This is a genomic window from Microbacterium sp. JZ70, from assembly GCF_053903225.1.
On the sequence record NZ_CP096405.1, the window covers coordinates 2,281,314 to 2,297,823 of the forward strand.

15 protein-coding genes are annotated in these 16,510 nt (G+C 73.1%); all 15 read left to right on the plus strand.

Features of this window, described 5'->3' with window-relative positions:
* The gene (gene pyrR, locus M1D46_RS10435; RefSeq protein ID WP_456285491.1) at positions 1-537 is read left to right on the plus strand and encodes a bifunctional pyr operon transcriptional regulator/uracil phosphoribosyltransferase PyrR; all 537 of its coding nucleotides are present in this window, start codon (positions 1-3) and stop codon (positions 535-537) included.
* Complete coding sequence (locus M1D46_RS10440) at positions 537-1,496, plus strand: aspartate carbamoyltransferase catalytic subunit (RefSeq protein WP_271171790.1); 960 nt, start codon at positions 537-539, stop codon at positions 1,494-1,496. Before pyrR ends, M1D46_RS10440 begins: the two co-directional genes overlap by 1 nt.
* Positions 1,493-2,803: a dihydroorotase gene (locus tag M1D46_RS10445; protein ID WP_282977678.1), complete on the plus strand. Its 1,311-nt coding sequence runs from the start codon at positions 1,493-1,495 to the stop codon at positions 2,801-2,803. The genes M1D46_RS10440 and M1D46_RS10445 overlap by 4 nt, the downstream gene beginning before the upstream one ends.
* Positions 2,800-3,309: a PH-like domain-containing protein gene (locus M1D46_RS10450; RefSeq protein WP_282977679.1), complete on the plus strand. Its 510-nt coding sequence runs from the start codon at positions 2,800-2,802 to the stop codon at positions 3,307-3,309. The genes M1D46_RS10445 and M1D46_RS10450 overlap by 4 nt, the downstream gene beginning before the upstream one ends.
* On the plus strand, positions 3,306-4,487 hold the full coding sequence (carA, locus tag M1D46_RS10455; RefSeq protein ID WP_282977680.1) for a glutamine-hydrolyzing carbamoyl-phosphate synthase small subunit: 1,182 nt from the start codon (positions 3,306-3,308) through the stop codon (positions 4,485-4,487). Before M1D46_RS10450 ends, carA begins: the two co-directional genes overlap by 4 nt.
* Entirely contained in the window at positions 4,480-7,782 is a 3,303-nt protein-coding gene (carB, locus tag M1D46_RS10460) for a carbamoyl-phosphate synthase large subunit (protein WP_456285492.1), read from the plus strand. The genes carA and carB overlap by 8 nt, the downstream gene beginning before the upstream one ends.
* Complete coding sequence (pyrF, locus tag M1D46_RS10465) at positions 7,782-8,633, plus strand: orotidine-5'-phosphate decarboxylase (RefSeq protein WP_421075496.1); 852 nt, start codon at positions 7,782-7,784, stop codon at positions 8,631-8,633. The genes carB and pyrF overlap by 1 nt, the downstream gene beginning before the upstream one ends.
* Positions 8,626-9,549: a guanylate kinase gene (gene gmk / locus M1D46_RS10470; RefSeq protein WP_271171796.1), complete on the plus strand. Its 924-nt coding sequence runs from the start codon at positions 8,626-8,628 to the stop codon at positions 9,547-9,549. The genes pyrF and gmk overlap by 8 nt, the downstream gene beginning before the upstream one ends.
* A gap of 64 nt (positions 9,550-9,613) precedes the next feature.
* The gene (gene rpoZ, locus M1D46_RS10475) at positions 9,614-9,868 is read left to right on the plus strand and encodes a DNA-directed RNA polymerase subunit omega (protein WP_156241330.1); all 255 of its coding nucleotides are present in this window, start codon (positions 9,614-9,616) and stop codon (positions 9,866-9,868) included.
* 117 nt (positions 9,869-9,985) lie between these two features.
* Positions 9,986-11,176 carry a methionine adenosyltransferase gene (gene metK, locus M1D46_RS10480; RefSeq protein ID WP_271171797.1) on the plus strand — a complete coding sequence of 397 codons (1,191 nt, stop codon included), beginning with the start codon at positions 9,986-9,988 and terminating at the stop codon, positions 11,174-11,176.
* 16 nt (positions 11,177-11,192) lie between these two features.
* Positions 11,193-13,169, plus strand: a complete 1,977-nt coding sequence (locus M1D46_RS10485) for a primosomal protein N' family DNA-binding protein (protein ID WP_456285493.1) — start codon at positions 11,193-11,195, stop codon at positions 13,167-13,169.
* Positions 13,170-13,182: 13 nt separating this feature from the next.
* Entirely contained in the window at positions 13,183-14,118 is a 936-nt protein-coding gene (fmt, locus tag M1D46_RS10490) for a methionyl-tRNA formyltransferase (protein WP_456285494.1), read from the plus strand.
* Entirely contained in the window at positions 14,115-15,515 is a 1,401-nt protein-coding gene (locus M1D46_RS10495; RefSeq protein ID WP_324011332.1) for an RsmB/NOP family class I SAM-dependent RNA methyltransferase, read from the plus strand. The genes fmt and M1D46_RS10495 overlap by 4 nt, the downstream gene beginning before the upstream one ends.
* An 87-nt stretch (positions 15,516-15,602) precedes the next feature.
* A complete protein-coding gene (rpe, locus tag M1D46_RS10500; protein ID WP_456287159.1) occupies positions 15,603-16,226 on the plus strand; it encodes a ribulose-phosphate 3-epimerase in 624 nt (207 codons plus the stop codon).
* Between the two features lie 9 nt (positions 16,227-16,235).
* Positions 16,236-16,499 carry a phosphoribosyl-ATP diphosphatase gene (locus M1D46_RS10505; RefSeq protein ID WP_271171802.1) on the plus strand — a complete coding sequence of 88 codons (264 nt, stop codon included), beginning with the start codon at positions 16,236-16,238 and terminating at the stop codon, positions 16,497-16,499.
* The last annotated feature ends 11 nt before the right edge of the window (positions 16,500-16,510 follow it).

A 16,510-nucleotide genomic window follows, 5' to 3' on the forward strand; every position in this document is an offset into this window, starting at 1 on the left:
ATGAGCACGAGAACCGTGCTGCATGACGCTGACATCGCCCGTGCCCTGACGCGGATCGCCCACGAGATCCTCGAGTCCAACAAGGGCCCCGACGACCTCGTCCTCCTCGGCATCCCGACCAGGGGCGTCACGCTCGCCCGTCGTCTCGGGGCGCTCGTCGAGCGCTTCGGCGGCCGCCCCGTGCCCGTCGGCTCGCTCGACGTCACGATGTACCGCGACGACCTCGCGAAGCACCCCACGCGCGCGCCGCGCCCGACCGAGATCCCGCCCGGGGGCATCGACGGCCGGACCGTCGTGCTCGTCGACGACGTGCTCTTCTCGGGCCGCAGCATCCGCGCTGCGCTGGACGCCCTCAACGACATCGGCCGCCCGTCCGCCGTGCGCCTCGCGATCCTCGTCGACCGCGGCCACCGCGAGCTCCCGATCCGCCCCGACTTCGTCGGCAAGAACCTCCCGTCCTCGCGCGCCGAGCGCGTGAACGTGCGCCTCGCCGACGTCGACGGGGGAGAGCACGTGTCGATCGAGACGGCCGGCTGATGCGGCACCTGCTCGACACCCGCACGCTCGGCCGCGCTGACGCCATCCGCATCCTCGACGTCGCGGAGGACATGGCCGACACCCAGGAGCGCGAGGTCAAGAAGCTGCCGACCCTGCGCGGCCGAACGGTCGTCAACCTCTTCTTCGAGGACTCGACCCGCACGCGCATCTCGTTCGAGGCCGCCGCGAAGCGCCTCTCCGCCGACGTCATCAACTTCTCGGCGAAGGGATCGAGCGTCTCGAAGGGCGAGAGCCTCCAGGACACCGCGCAGACCCTGCAGGCGATGGGCGCCGACGCCGTCGTCATCCGGCACGGCGCGTCCGGAGCGCCGCGCACGCTCGCGACGAGCGGCTGGATCTCGGCCGGCGTCGTGAACGCGGGCGACGGGACGCACGAGCACCCGACGCAGGCGCTCCTGGACGCCTTCACGATGCGCAAGCGCCGGTACGGCGCGGCAAGTCGCGGTCGCGACCTCGCGGGCTACCGCGTCGCGATCGTCGGTGACATCCTGCACTCGCGCGTCGCGCGGTCGAACGTCTGGCTCCTCGCCACCCTCGGCGCCGAGGTCACGCTCGTCGCGCCGCCGACGCTCCTCCCGCAGGACGTGTCGCAGTGGCCCGTGACCGTGCGCTACGACCTCGACGAGGCCATCGCCGCGCGGCCCGACGCGCTCATGATGCTGCGGATCCAGCTCGAGCGGATGAACGCCGCCTATTTCCCCTCGGAGCGGGAGTATTCGCGGCGCTGGGGCCTCGACCCCGAGCGCTTCGCCACGCTGCCGGAGGATACGATTGTCATGCACCCCGGGCCCATGAACCGGGGACTGGAGATCTCCGCAGCCGCAGCCGACTCGCCCCGGGCCACCGTGCTCGAGCAGGTGCGAGCCGGCGTGTCGGTGCGGATGGCCGTGCTCTACCTGCTGCTCGCGGGGGAGCGGGAGAGCGAGGGAACGAAGTGACCGAGTCGACATCCCTTCTCATCCGAGGAGCCGCTATCGAGGGCGGCGAGACAGCCGACATCCTCGTCGAGGACGGCCGCATCGCGGAGGTCGGCACGGGCCTCAGCCGGGCCGGCGCCCGCATCATCGACGCCGCAGGGCTCATCGCGCTGCCCGGTCTGGTCGACCTCCACACCCACCTGCGCGAGCCCGGCTACGAGGCGAGCGAGACCATCCTCACCGGCACCCGTGCCGCGGCCGCCGGCGGCTTCACGGCCGTGTTCGCGATGCCCAACACCTCTCCCGTCGCGGATGTCGCGGGCGTCGTCGAGCAGGAGCTCGCGCTCGGCGAGGCGGCGGGCTACGCGACCGTGCAGCCGATCGGCGCCGTGACCGTCGGCCAGAAGGGCGAGCGCCTCGCCGAGCTCGGCGCGATGGCCGACTCGCGTGCGCGCGTGCGCGTCTTCAGCGACGACGGGTTCTGCGTGTGGGATCCGCTCATCATGCGCCGCGCGCTCGAGTACGTGAAGGCGTTCGACGGCGTCGTCGCCCAGCACGCGCAGGACCCCCGCCTCACGGAGGGCGCCCAGATGAACGAGGGCGTCGTCTCGGCCGAGCTGGGGCTCGCGGGATGGCCGGCGGTCGCCGAGGAGTCGATCATCGCGCGCGACGTGCTCCTCGCCGAGCACGTGGGCTCGCGCCTTCACGTCTGCCACCTGTCGACCGCGGGGTCGGTCGACATCATCCGATGGGCGAAGAAGCGCGGCATCGACGTGACCGCCGAGGTGACGCCGCACCACCTCCTCCTCACGGACGAGCTCGTGCGCGGGTACGACGCGCGCTTCAAGGTCAATCCGCCGCTGCGGCGCGAGGAGGACGTCCTGGCCGTGCGCGAGGGCCTCGCGGACGGCACGATCGACATCGTCGCCACCGACCACGCGCCGCATCCCGCCGAGAGCAAGAGCTGCGAGTGGGCGGCCGCGGCCAACGGCATGGTCGGCCTCGAGAGCGCGCTGCGCGTCGTGCACGAGGCGATGGTCGCGACGGGCCTCATCGGATGGCAGGACGTCGCGCGGGTCCTGTCGAAGGCGCCCGCCCGGATCGGGCGGCTCGCGGGGCACGGCACGCCGATCGCGGCCGGCGAGCCGGCCGAGATCGCGCTCTACGACCCGCGGCCGTCCGCTCCGTTCGGCGCAGCCGACCTGCGCGGACGCAGCGCGAACTCGCCCTACCTCGGGCGCGAGCTGCCCGGTCGCGTGATGTGGACCATCCACCGCGGCTCCCTCACGCTCGCCGACGGCGAGCTCGTCGAGCGGGAGGGCGCATGAGCGCGTACCTCCCCGGCCTCCTCATGATGGCGGCGATCGCGGCGGTCATCCTCGGCGCGATGGCGTGGGGATGGCGCCGACGATCCCGGCGGGACGCCGGCACCTCCGCGCCCGTGCGCGCGGCGGAGGGCGCCGAGACGGCCCGCTTCGACGGCCTCTACGTGGCCACGACCCGCCACGACCAGCCGCTCGATCGGCTCGCCGTGCGGCACCTCGAGTTCCGGGCGAAGGCGGGCGTCACGGTGACGGACCGCGGCGTCGCCCTCGACCTCGCCGGGGCGCCCGGCATCTTCCTCCGCGCGGACGAGCTCGTCGGCGCGGGCCGCGCGACCTGGACCATCGACCGCGTCGTCGAGACGGACGGCCTCGTGCTCATCGCGTGGCGCGCGTCCGACGGCACCATCTGCGATTCCTATGTGCGCCTTCAGGGCGGCGATCCCGACGCGCTCGTCGCGGCGATCGAAGACCTGCGCACCTCCCCGACCCCCACAGGAGCGACCTCATGACCTCTCTGCTCGACCGCGACCCCGCGGTCCTCGTCCTCGAAGACGGCACGCGCTTCGCCGGTTACGCCTACGGTGCGCGCGGCACGACCCTCGGCGAGGTCGTCTTCTCGACCGGCATGACCGGCTACCAGGAGACGCTCACCGACCCCTCGTACGCGGGTCAGATCGTGCTGCAGACCGCGCCGCACATCGGGAACACCGGCGTCAACACCGAGGACCCCGAGTCCCGCCGCATCTGGGTGTCCGGCTACATCGTGCGCGACCCCAGCCGGGTCGTGTCGAACTGGCGCGCGGAGGAGCCGCTCGACGCGGCGCTCGAGCGCGACGGCGTCGTCGGGATCAGCGGCATCGACACGCGCGCCGTGACCCGTCACATCCGCTCGGCCGGCTCGATGCGCGGCGGCGTGTTCTCGGGCGAGGCCGCCGGCCTCGCCGCCGACGAGCAGCTGCGCATCGTGACCGAGGCGCCCGCGATGGCCGGCCGCAACCTCTCGGCCGAGGTCTCGGTCGATGTCGCCGCCGTCACGCCCGCGCAGGGCGACCGCATCGGCAGCCTCGCCGTCATCGACCTCGGCATCAAGCAGGCGACGGTGGAGAACCTCGCCCGACGCGGCTTCGAGGTGCACGTGCTGCCGCAGAGCACGACCTTCGAGGAGCTCAAGGCCATCGACCCCGTCGCGGTGTTCTACTCGAACGGCCCCGGCGACCCCGCGGCGAGCGACGCCCACGTCGCCCTCCTGCAGAGCGTGCTGCGCGACGGCCTGCCGTTCTTCGGCATCTGCTTCGGCAACCAGCTCCTCGGCCGCGCGCTCGGCCTCGGCACCTACAAGCTGCCCTTCGGCCACCGCGGGATCAACCAGCCGGTGCGCGACAAGCTCACGGGCCGCGTCGAGATCACGGCGCACAACCACGGGTTCGCCGTGGACGCCCCGATCGACGAGGTCTTCGAGAGCCCCGCCGGGTTCGGCCGCGTCGAGGTCAGCCACGTGGGCCTCAACGACGACGTCGTGGAGGGCCTGCGCGCCCTCGACATCCCGGCGTTCTCCGTGCAGTACCACCCCGAGGCCGCGGGCGGTCCGCACGACGCCAACTACCTCTTCGACCGCTTCGTCGACATGGTGCGCGACACCATCTCGGCTCGCTCCGCTCGCTCAACGTCCGAGGAAGACAATGCCTAAGCGCCCCGACATCCAGTCCGTGCTCGTCATCGGGTCGGGCCCGATCGTGATCGGCCAGGCCTGCGAGTTCGACTACTCCGGCACCCAGGCGTGCCGCGTGCTCCGGGAGGAGGGCGTCCGCGTCATCCTCGTGAACTCGAACCCCGCGACGATCATGACCGACCCCGACTTCGCCGACGCGACGTACATCGAGCCGATCACGCCCGAGGTCATCGAGACGATCATCGCGAAGGAGAAGCCCGACGCGATCCTGCCGACCCTGGGCGGCCAGACCGCGCTGAACGCGGCGATGGCCCTGCACGAGCGCGGCATCCTCGAGAAGTACGACGTCGAGCTCATCGGCGCCAAGGTCGACGCCATCCGCAAGGGCGAGGACCGCCAGGTGTTCAAGGAGCTCGTCGTCGAGGCGGGCGCCGAGGTCGCGCGCAGCCGCATCGCCCACACGATGGAGGAGGTGCTCGAGGCGGCAGAGGACCTCGGCTACCCGCTCGTCGTGCGCCCCTCGTTCACGATGGGCGGCCTGGGGTCGGGCTTCGCCTACGACGAGGCGGACCTGCGCCGCATCGCGGGCGCGGGCCTGCACGAGTCGTCCACGACCGAGGTGCTCCTCGAGGAGTCGATCCTCGGCTGGAAGGAGTACGAGCTCGAGCTCATGCGCGACACGGCCGACAACACGGTCGTCGTCTGCACGATCGAGAACGTCGACCCGGTCGGCGTGCACACGGGCGACTCGATCACGGTCGCCCCATCGCTCACGCTCACCGACCGCGAGTACCAGCGCCTGCGCGACATCGGCATCGACATCATCCGCGCCGTGGGCGTCGACACCGGCGGCTGCAACATCCAGTTCGCGATCAACCCCGAGAACGGGCGCATCATCGTCATCGAGATGAACCCGCGCGTCTCCCGCTCGTCGGCGCTCGCGTCGAAGGCGACGGGCTTCCCGATCGCCAAGCTCGCGGCCAAGCTGGCCCTGGGCTACCGCCTCGACGAGGTGCCCAACGACATCACGCAGGTCACGCCGGCCTCGTTCGAGCCCACGCTCGACTACGTCGTCGTCAAGGTCCCGCGCTTCGCGTTCGAGAAGTTCCCGGCCGCCGACCCCACGCTCACCACGACCATGAAGTCGGTCGGCGAGGCCATGGCGATCGGCCGCAACTACACGACCGCCCTGCAGAAGGCGCTCCGCTCCGTCGAGAAGCGCGGCTCGAGCTTCCACTGGGGCGAGGAGATGCGCTCGGTCGAGGAGCTCCTCGAGACGATCAAGACGCCCACCGACGGCCGCATCGTCGACGTGCAGCAGGCGCTGCGCCTCGGCGCGACGGTCGAGCAGGTCTTCGCGTCGACGGCCATCGACCCGTGGTTCCTCGACCAGATCGTCCTCATCAACGAGGTCGCGCAGGCCGTCGCCGACGCCGCGGAGCTCGACGAGCGGGCCATCCGCCTGGCCAAGGACCATGGATTCTCGGACGTCCAGATCGCGCAGCTGCGCGGGCTGTCCGAGGCGGAGGTGCGCGGCATCCGCCACGGCCTCGGCATCCGCCCCGTGTTCAAGACGGTCGACACGTGCGCGGGCGAGTTCCCCGCGCAGACGCCCTACCACTACTCGAGCTACGAGTCCGAGACCGAGGTCACGCCGTCCGACCGCCGCAAGGTCGTCATCATCGGCTCGGGCCCGAACCGCATCGGCCAGGGCGTCGAGTTCGACTACTCGTGCGTGCACGCCTCGTTCGCGATGAGCGACGCCGGATTCGAGACGGTCATGGTCAACTGCAACCCGGAGACGGTCTCGACCGACTACGACACCTCCGACCGCCTGTACTTCGAGCCGCTCACGCTCGAGGACGTGCTCGAGGTCCTCCACGCCGAGGCCCAGTCGGGCGAGATCTTCGGCGTCATCTGCCAGCTCGGCGGGCAGACGCCCCTCGGGCTCGCGAAGGGCATCGAGGACGCGGGCTACCGCATCCTCGGCACGAGCCCCGCGGCGATCGACCTCGCCGAGGAGCGCGGCCTGTTCTCCGAGATCCTCGAGCGCGCCGCCCTCGTCGCGCCCCGCAACGGCACCGCGACCGACGTCGAGGGCGCCGTCGCGATCGCCGAGGAGATCGGCTACCCCGTGCTCGTGCGCCCGAGCTTCGTGCTCGGCGGGCGCGGCATGGAGATCGTGTACGACACGGCGAGCCTGCGCGACTACTTCGTCCGCATCGCCGACCAGGCCATCATCGGCCCCGGCCAGCCGCTCCTCGTCGACCGCTTCCTCGACGACGCCGTGGAGATCGACGTCGACGCGCTCTACGACGGGCACGAGCTGTACGTGGGCGGCATCATGGAGCACCTCGAGGAGGCCGGCATCCACTCCGGCGACTCCAGCTGCACGCTGCCGCCGATGTCGCTCGGCCGCACCGAGATCGACCGCGTGCGCGAGGCGACCCTCGCGATCGCCCAGGGCGTGGGCGTGCGCGGGCTGCTGAACGTGCAGTTCGCGATCAGCGCCGGCGTGCTCTACGTGATCGAGGCGAACCCCCGCGCGAGCCGCACGGTGCCGTTCGTGTCGAAGGCGCTCGGCATCCCGCTCGCGAAGGCGGCGAGCCGGGTCATGGCGGGCACGACGATCGCCGAGCTCAAGGCGGAGGGCATGCTGCCTGAGCAGGACGGCTCGCGGGTCTCGCTCGACACGCCCGTCGCCGTCAAGGAGGCCGTGCTGCCGTTCAAGCGCTTCCGCACGCGCGAGGGCGCGGTGGTCGACTCCGTGCTCGGCCCGGAGATGCGCTCGACGGGAGAGGTCATGGGCATCGACCGCGACTTCCCGACCGCGTTCGCGAAGAGCCAGGCGGCCGCGTACGGCGGGATCCCGCTGTCGGGCACCGTGTTCATCTCGGTGGCCGACAGCGACAAGCGCGACGTCATCCTGCCCGCGCACCGTCTGCGCCAGCTGGGCTTCCGCCTGCTCGCGACCGAGGGCACGGCCGAGATCCTCATGCGCAACGGGATCGAGGTCGAGGTGGTCCGCAAGTACAGCGAGACGCAGGACTCGGGCGTGCCGAACATCGTCGACCTCATCAACGAGGGGCGCGTGGACATCATCGTGAACACCCCCAGCGGGATGTCGGCGCGCGCGGACGGCTACGAGATCCGCGCCGCGGCGGTGGGCGCCGACAAGGCGCTCTTCACGACCATCTCGGTGCTCGGCGCCGCGGTGAGCGCGATGGACTCGATGGGCGGCGGCTTCGGCGTGCGCAGCCTGCAGGAGTACGCCTCCGACCGCGTCCAGCGCGAGGCGGCGGTGAGCGCGTAGTGCCGTCGTTCGGAGAGCGGGTCCGCGCCGTCCTCGACGCGCGCGGCCCGCTCTGCGTCGGGATCGACCCGCACCTTCCGCTGCTCGCGCAGTGGGGTCTCGAGGCGGATGCCGCGGGCGCGCGGGCGTTCGGGCTGCGCGTCGTCGAGGCGGCCGCGGGGCGCGCGGGCTTCGTCAAGCCGCAGGTGTCGTTCTATGAGCGCTTCGGGTCGGCGGGGATCGCCGCTCTCGAGGACGTGCTCGCGGCGGCGCGCGCGGCCGATCTCGTGGTGATCGCGGACGCCAAGCGCGGCGACATCGGATCGACCATGGACGCGTACGGCGCGGCATGGCTCACGCCGGGGTCGCCGCTCGAGGCCGACGCGCTCACGGTGAGCCCGTATCTGGGCGTGGGCGCGCTCGAGGGCACGCTGGCCCTCGCGGATGAGCACGGCAAGGGCGCGTTCGTCCTCGCCGCCACGAGCAACCCCGAGGCGACCGCCCTCCAGCGTGCGACCGCCGACGGCTCGAGCGTCGCGGCGGCGATCGTGGCCGAGGTGTCGGCGCGCAACGCGCGCGTCGCGCGCGAGGGGGAGTGGGGCAGCACGGGCTTCGTCATCGGCGCCACGGTGGACTGGCACGCGGCAGGGCTGGCGCCGTTCGCTCCGCCCGCGCCCATCCTCGCGCCAGGGTTCGGGTTCCAGGGCGCCGCCGCGGCCGCGCTGCCCGAGGTCTTCCGCGAGATGGCGCCGTGCGTCATCGCATCCGAGAGCCGCAGCATCCTCGCCGCCGGCCCGGACGGCCTCGCCCAGGCGATCGCCGACGCCGCGGCCGCCTACCGGGGATCGTCGGAGGGAGAAGCCGATGTCTGAGAGCACCGCACCGGGCCGTCCGAAGCCGCCCGAGGTGGACCGCGCCGCCGCATCGCGGAAGGCGGTCGCCGCGCGGCGCGCGAGGGCGAGTCTCAAGCGCGACCTCGCGACCCGCGTCGTCACGCCGCAGGAGGTCCTGCGCCGGGCCGAGGCCGACCCGCAGTCCGCGGCCGGCACGATGCGCGTGCCCGAGTTCCTCATGGCGCTCCCCGCGATCGGCGAGGGCAAGCGCGACCGCGTGCTCGAGGAGCTGGCGATCTCGCCGGTCAAGCGGCTGGGCGGCCTCGGCAGCCGGCAGCGGCACGCTCTGCGCGGCTGGCTCGACAGTCGGATGCCCGAGCCGCAGGCGCGGCCCGGCCGGAGCCGGCTCATCGTCCTCGCCGGGCCGACCGCGGTGGGCAAGGGAACGGTCGCGGCGCACATCCGCGAGCACCATCCGGAGCTCCTCATCTCGGTCTCCGCGACCACGCGAGCGCCGCGGCCGGGGGAGGTCGACGGCCAGCACTACTACTTCGTCGACGACGCCGAGTTCGATCGGCTCATCGCGGACGGCGAGCTGCTCGAGTACGCGGTCGTGCACAACCGGCACCGCTACGGCACGCCGCGCAAGCCGATCGAGCGGGCCCTCGCCGAGGGGCGCGCCGTGCTGCTCGAGATCGACCTGCAGGGCGCCCGTCAGGTGCGCGCGGCCGATCCGTCGGCGACGCTCGTCTTCCTCCTCCCGCCGAGCTGGGACGAGCTGACCGCGCGGCTGGTCGGGCGCGGCACCGAGGACGAGGAGGAGCGGGCCCGTCGCCTGCGCACGGCGCGCACCGAGCTCGCCGCGCAGAACGAGTTCGATTTCCGCATCGTGAACGAGTCGGTCGCCGAGGCCGCGCGCCAGGTCGTAGACTTGGTGCAGGCGTCCGCGCGCTGACACCCGCGCGCCATCCCGCCATGGTCTCGACGAGCGACCGACGTCGCCGAACAGGAGGACTGCTATGAGCAGTGAGCACAAGGGCATCATCGACCCGCCCATCGACGAGCTTCTCGACAAGGTCGACTCGAAGTACCAGCTGGTGATCTACGGCGCCAAGCGCGCGCGTCAGATCAACGACTACTACACGGACCTCCACGAGGGGAACCTGTTCGACAACGTCGGGCCCCTCGTCGACTCGTCGGTCGAGGACAAGCCGCTGACGATCGCGCTGCACGAGATCCACCAGGACAAGCTGCGCCTGCGCCCCGCGGAGTGACCGCGTAAGAACTCGTCACACCGACAGGGCCTCCGTCACCGCGTGTCGGGGGCCCTCGTCATACTGGAGGGCGCGGTGCCCGCAGGCGCCGCGCCCGCCCGATCGTCTGGAGCCGCCATGAGCCTGCGTCTGTTCACGTCCGAGTCGGTCACCGAAGGACACCCCGACAAGATCTGCGACCAGATCTCGGACAGCATCCTCGACGGGCTCCTGGCGGTCGACCGCGACAGCCGCGTGGCCGTCGAGACGCTCGTGACGACCGGGCTCGTGCACGTCGCGGGCGAGATCCGCACCGACGGCTACGTCGAGATCCCCGCGATCGTGCGGCGCGTGATCAACCGCATCGGCTACACCTCGAGCGACATGGGCTTCGACGGAGACTCGTGCGGCGTGAGCGTCTCGGTCGGCGAGCAGTCGAGCGACATCGCGCACGGCGTCGACAAGGCGCTCGAGCAGCGCGAGGGCGACTCGATCGACCGCTTCGACGTGCTCGGAGCGGGAGACCAGGGCATCATGTTCGGCTTCGCCACGAACGAGACCCCGCAGCTCATGCCGATGGCGGCATGGACGGCGCACCGGCTCGCCGAGCGCCTCACGGAGGTGCGGCGCAGCGGCGAGCTGCCGTTCCTGCGCCCCGACGGCAAGACCCAGGTCACGCTCGGCTACGAGGGATTCACCCCCCGGACGATCGACGCGGTCGTGCTCTCGACGCAGCACCACCCGAAGATGACGCAGGAGGAGCTCCGCGACGAGGTCGAGAGGTCGGTCATCCGCCCCGTCCTCGAGCAGACCGGGCTCGACGCCGAGGGCGTCAAGCTCTACATCAACCCCGCAGGGCCGTTCGTGACGGGCGGTCCGAAGGGCGACGCGGGCCTCACGGGGCGCAAGATCATCATCGACACGTACGGCGGCGCGTCGCGCCACGGCGGCGGCGCCTTCAGCGGCAAGGACCCGTCGAAGGTCGACCGCTCGGCCGCATACGCCATGCGGTGGGTCGCGAAGAACGCGGTGGCGGCGGGACTCGCCGATCGCCTCGAGGTGCAGGTCGCGTACGCGATCGGCAAGGCGAACCCGGTGGGCCTGTACGTCGAGTCCTTCGGGACGGGCAAGGTCTCGGACGACGTGATCATCCGCGCGATCGAGCAGGTCTTCGACCTGCGCCCCGCGGCGATCATCGAGCACCTCGACCTGCTGCGCCCGATCTACGCGCAGACCGCCGCGTACGGCCACTTCGGCCGCGAGCTGCCCGACTTCACCTGGGAGCAGACCACGCGCGTCGAGGAGCTGCGGCGCGCCGCAGGGCTCTGACGACGGGACGCGGGCGATGACACGCCGCATCGCGCGCGTGCAGCTCGACTCCCCGCTGCCGCAGCTCGACCGGCTCTTCGACTACGCGATCCCGCGCGAGCTCCTCGACGACGTCGCGCAGGGCGTGCGGGTGAAGGTGCCCCTGCGGACGGCCGGGCGGGTCGTCGAGGGCTTCGTCGTCGAGATCGACGACGAGGACGACGCCGACCGGCCGCTGTCGGAGATCGACCAGGTCGTCTCGAGCGCCCCCGTTCTGCCCGAGCGCCTCTACCGTCTCGCGCGCGCGGTCGCCGACCGTGCGGCGGGCTCCGCCGCGGACGTCCTGCGCCTCGCCGTGCCCAAGCGGATGGTGAGGGCCGAGAAGGCGTGGCTCGCGTCAGAGGCGCGCACGGCGCCGGTGGTGCTGTCGGCGGAGAGACGGCGGGCCGAGGCCGTGCTCGAGGAGTTCCCGACGCTGCGCGAGCAGCTGCTCGCGGGGGAGCGCGTCGCGGTGGATGCGCCGCCGCGGCTCGTCGACGGCCGGCCGGCCTGGGCGCGCCTGCTCGCGGCCGCCGCCGCCACGATGCTCGCCGCCGGACGCTCGGCGATCGTCGCGGTCCCCGACCACCGAGATCTCGACCTCCTGCAGGAGCAGCTCCTCCCGCTGGTTCCGGACGGGGCGATCGTCCGCCACGATGCGGGTCAGTCCGGCCCCGAGCGCTATGCGGGATACCTGCGCACGCTCGAGGCCGCGCCGTGCATCGTGATCGGCAACCGCTCGGCCGTCTACGCACCCGTGAACGACGCGGGGCTCGTCGCGATCTGGGACGACGGCGACCCGCTGCTCGAGGAGCCGCTCGCGCCGTACGCCCACGCGCGCGACGTCGCTCTCGTGCGCCAGAGCATCGACGGCTGCGCGCTCCTGTTCGCCGGGCACACGCGGACGACCGACGTCGAGCGGCTCGTGTCGATCGGGTTCGTCGCGGAGGTGCAGGCGCCGCGCCGGATCGCGCCGCGCGTGGTGCTCAGCACGGCTCCCGAGCACGAGCAGGTCGCCGCGCGCATCCCGTCGGCGAGCTTCCGCGCGGTGCGCGAGGCGATCGCCGAGGGACCCGTGCTCGTCCAGGTCGCGCGTCCGGGCTATGCGCCGTCGCTCGTGTGCGCGGACTGCCGCACGCCGACGCGCTGCGCCCACTGCGGAGGACCGCTCCACGCGCGAGCGCGCGGTGCGACTCCCGTGTGCGCGTGGTGCGGGCGGTCGGCTCATGCGTGGTCCTGCCCGCAGTGCTCATCGACGCGGCTCCGGCTCGCGTCATCGGGCAGCGAGCGCACGGCCGACGAGCTCGGTCGCGCGTTCCCCGGTGCGCGGGTCGTCGTGGCCGACGGCGCGCATCCCGTCCGGGAGGTCGACGACCGGCCGGCGCTCGTCGTCGCGACGCGCGGCGCCGAGCCGCTCGCGCCGGGCGGCTACCGCGCCGTGCTCCTCCTGGACGGCGACCGTATGCTCCAGGCGCCCGACCTCAGGATCGGCGAGCACTGCCTGCGCTGGTGGTCGAACGCCGCGGCCCTCGCGGCGCCCGACGCGCCCGTGCATCTCGTCGGAGTGACGGGGCCGGTCGGCCGAGCCCTCGCGAGCTGGACGCAGCCGCACTACGCCCGGCTGGAGCTCGGCGAGCGCGCGCCCCTGCGCATGCCGCCGGCCTCGCGCGTGGCCCGGCTGGAGGGCGACACGTCGGCCGTCGACGCGGCGCTCCGCTCGCTCGCGGAGGACGTGCCGGGGCTCCCGCTCGACGCGATCCTCGGGCCGGTGCCGATCGATCGCGACGGGTATCCGGGCTCGCGCGCGCTCATCCGCTTCGACTACGGCCGCGGACCGGCGGTGACCCGGTCGCTGCGCGCGTCGGTCGTCGCGGCGGCCATGAAGGCCCGCGGCCGCGCGAAGGACTCACGAAGCCGCAAGGCGGCCCGCAATACACTCGCAGTGCGCGTCGACATCGCCGACCCCGAGCTCTGAAGGACCAGCCGTCATGACCTCCCCTCGCCCGCTCCGGCTCGTGTTCGCCGGCACCCCCGACGTCGCCGTGCCCTCGCTGCGCGCCCTGCACGCGGCGGGTCACGACATCGCGGCCGTCGTCACGCGCCCCGACGCGCCGCTCGGCCGCAAGCGCGTGCTCACCCCGTCGCCCGTCGCGCAGGCGGCCGACGAGCTCGGCCTGCGCGTGATCAGGGCCGCGCGCCTCGACGCCGATGCGACCGACGCGATCACCGCTCTGGCCCCCGAGCTCGCCGTCGTCGTCGCCTACGGCGGCCTGGTGCGCGAGCCCCTCCTGTCGGCTCCGCGGCACGGATGGATCAACCTCCACTTCTCGCTCCTGCCGCGCTGGCGCGGGGCCGCCCCCGTGCAGCACGCGCTCATCGCGGGCGACGCCGAGCTCGGGACCGCCGTGTTCCAGCTCGTGCGCGAGCTCGACGCGGGCGACGTCTACGCGCAGGAGGCCGTGCCGCTTCCCGACGACGCGACGGCGGGGGAGGCCCTCGCGGTCCTCGCCGAGGCCGGCGCGGCGCAGCTCGTCGACGTCGTGTCGACCATCGCCGCGGGGAACGCGCAGGCGAGGCCGCAGGAGGGCGACCCGACCCCTGCACCCAAGCTCGAGCTCGCCGACGGCCTCCTCGAGTGGACCGAGCCCGCGGACCGCGTGTTCGCGCGGTACCGGGGCGTGACGCCCGAGCCGGGCGCGCACACGACGCTCGACGGCGCGCGCTTCAAGGTCCTGCGGATGGCGAGGGCGGGCGCGGGCGCGCCGCTCGCGCCGGGGGAGACCGCGGCGGCGAAGGACGGCGTCCTCGTCGGCACCGGGACCGAGCCGCTTCTGCTGACCCGCGTCCAGCCGGCGGGCAAGGGGGCGATGGCCGCGGCCGACTGGTTCCGCGGGCTGCGCGAGACGGCGCGGCTGGGCGCATGAGCGCCGCACCACGCCGCGGCGACCGCCGCACCGTCGTCCGGGTGCAGCCGGCCCGCCAGGTCGCGTTCGCCGTGCTGCGCGCGGTGTCGTCGTCCGACGCGTACGCGAACCTCCTGCTGCCGCGCGAGATCGAGCGCGCGGGCCTCACAGGACCCGACGCGGGCCTCGCGACCGAGCTCGCGTACGGCACGCTCCGCCGTCTCGGGACGTACGACGCGATCATCCGGCTCGCAGCCGATCGCGAGCCGGATGCGATCGATGCGCCCGTGCTCGATGCCCTGCGCCTCGGCGCGCACCAGCTCCTCGCGACGCGCGTGGCGCCGCATGCCGCCGTCAACGAGTCGGTCCAGCTCGTGCGCGACGAGGCGGGGCCGCGCGCCGCGGGCTTCGCGAATGCCGTGCTGCGGAGGGTCGGCCAGGACGATCTCGCCACGTGGACCGACCGCGCGGCCGCGTCGGCCCGATCCGACGACGAGCGCCTCGCGATCGCGTCGGCGCACCCGGTGTGGGTGATCCGCGCGCTGCGGCGCGCCCTCGCGGCCGAGGGGCGCGAGAGCGAGCTCGACGCGCTGCTCGCGGCCGACAACGCCTCGCCGTCGGTGACGATGGCGGCGCTTCCCGGTCTCGCGGAGGCGCAGGGCGAGCCGACGCCGCACTCGCCGGTGGGCTTCCGCCTCGGCGGCGGCGATCCCGAGCCCCTCGTGCGCGCATCGGGCGGAGCCCTGCGCGTGCAGGACGAGGGCTCGCAGCTCGTCGCGCTCGCGCTGTCGCGCCTCGCACCGGTCGCGCCGGGCGAGCGGTGGCTCGACCTGTGCGCGGGCCCGGGCGGCAAGACCGCGCTCCTCGCCGCGGAGGCGCTCGCGGGCGGCGCGCGCCTCGAGGCGAACGAGGTCGTGCCCGCGCGCGCCGGCCTCGTGCGCAGGGCGCTCGCCCCTGTGCCGCTCGAGGTCGTCGTGCACGAGAGGGACGGGCGGGAGCTCGCGGCCGCCCAGCCCGGCTCGTTCGACCGGATCCTCGTCGACGCGCCGTGCACGGGGCTCGGCGCTCTCCGTCGGCGGCCGGAGGCGCGGTGGCGCAAGCAGCCGTCCGATGTCGCCGAGCTCGCCGTCATCCAGGCACAGCTGCTCGACGCCGCGGTCACCGCGCTCGCGCCGGGCGGCACGGTCGCGTACGTGACGTGCTCCCCGCATCTCGCGGAGACGTCGGCGATCGTGCGCGAGATCGTCGAGCGACGCGGATCCGACGTCGAGGAGCTCGACGCCCGCGCCGCGCTGCAGGCGGTCGCCCGCACGCCCCTCGACCTCCCCGCCCCGGCCGACGGGTCGGGCCACGCGCAGCTGTGGCCGCATCGGCACGGGACCGACGCGATGTTCCTCGCGCTCCTGCGGAGGCGGTGACCCGCCGCGACGCGCGATAATGGCGGGGTGACACTCCCCGGCGCGCCGCGCATCAACCCGAGCATCCTGTCCGCCGACTTCGTCAACATGCAGGCCGACCTCGAGCGGATCGCGACGGCCGACTTCGTGCATGTGGACGTCATGGACAACCACTTCGTGCCGAACCTCACGTTCGGGCCGCAGATGGTGCAGCGCATCCAGGAGACGAGCCCCGTGCCGCTCGACGTCCACCTCATGATCACGGATGCGAACCGGTGGGCGCCGGGCTACGCCGAGCTGGGGGCGGCGTCGGTGACGTTCCACCTCGAGGCGTCGCACGACCCGGTCGCGCTCGCCCGCCGCCTGCGCGGCATCGGCGCGAGGGCCGGTGTCGCCCTCAAGCCCGGCACGCCGGCCGACGCCCTCTACGAGCACCTGCACGAGTTCGACCAGATCCTCGTGATGACGGTCGAGCCCGGGTTCGGCGGCCAGTCCTTCATGCCCGAGATGATGCCCAAGCTCCGCGCCCTCGCCGAGGAGGCGCGTCGCGTCGGGGCGCCGGTGTGGTTCCAGGTGGACGGCGGCATCTCCGAGTCCACGATCGCGCAGGCCGCCGAGGCCGGCGCTGACACGTTCGTCGCGGGCTCCGCGGTGTTCGGCGCCGCGGACATCGACGTCGCGATCGCCGACCTCCGCGCCCTCGCCGCGGAGCACGTGCACGCGAACCGGTAGCCTTGACGGGTGAAGAACTTCGACGACCTGTTCGCCGAGCTGGCTGAGAAGGCCCAGACGCGTCCGGAGGGCTCCGGGACCGTCAAGGAGCTCGACGCCGGCATCCACTTCATCGGCAAGAAGATCGTGGAAGAGGCCGCCGAGGTGTGGATGGCCGCGGAGTACGAGTCCGACGCCGAGGCCGCGGAGGAGATCTCGCAGCTGCTGTACCACCTCCAGGTGCTCATGCTCGCGAAGGGCCTCACCCTCGAGGACGTGTACCGACATCTGTGAGCCGCATCGCT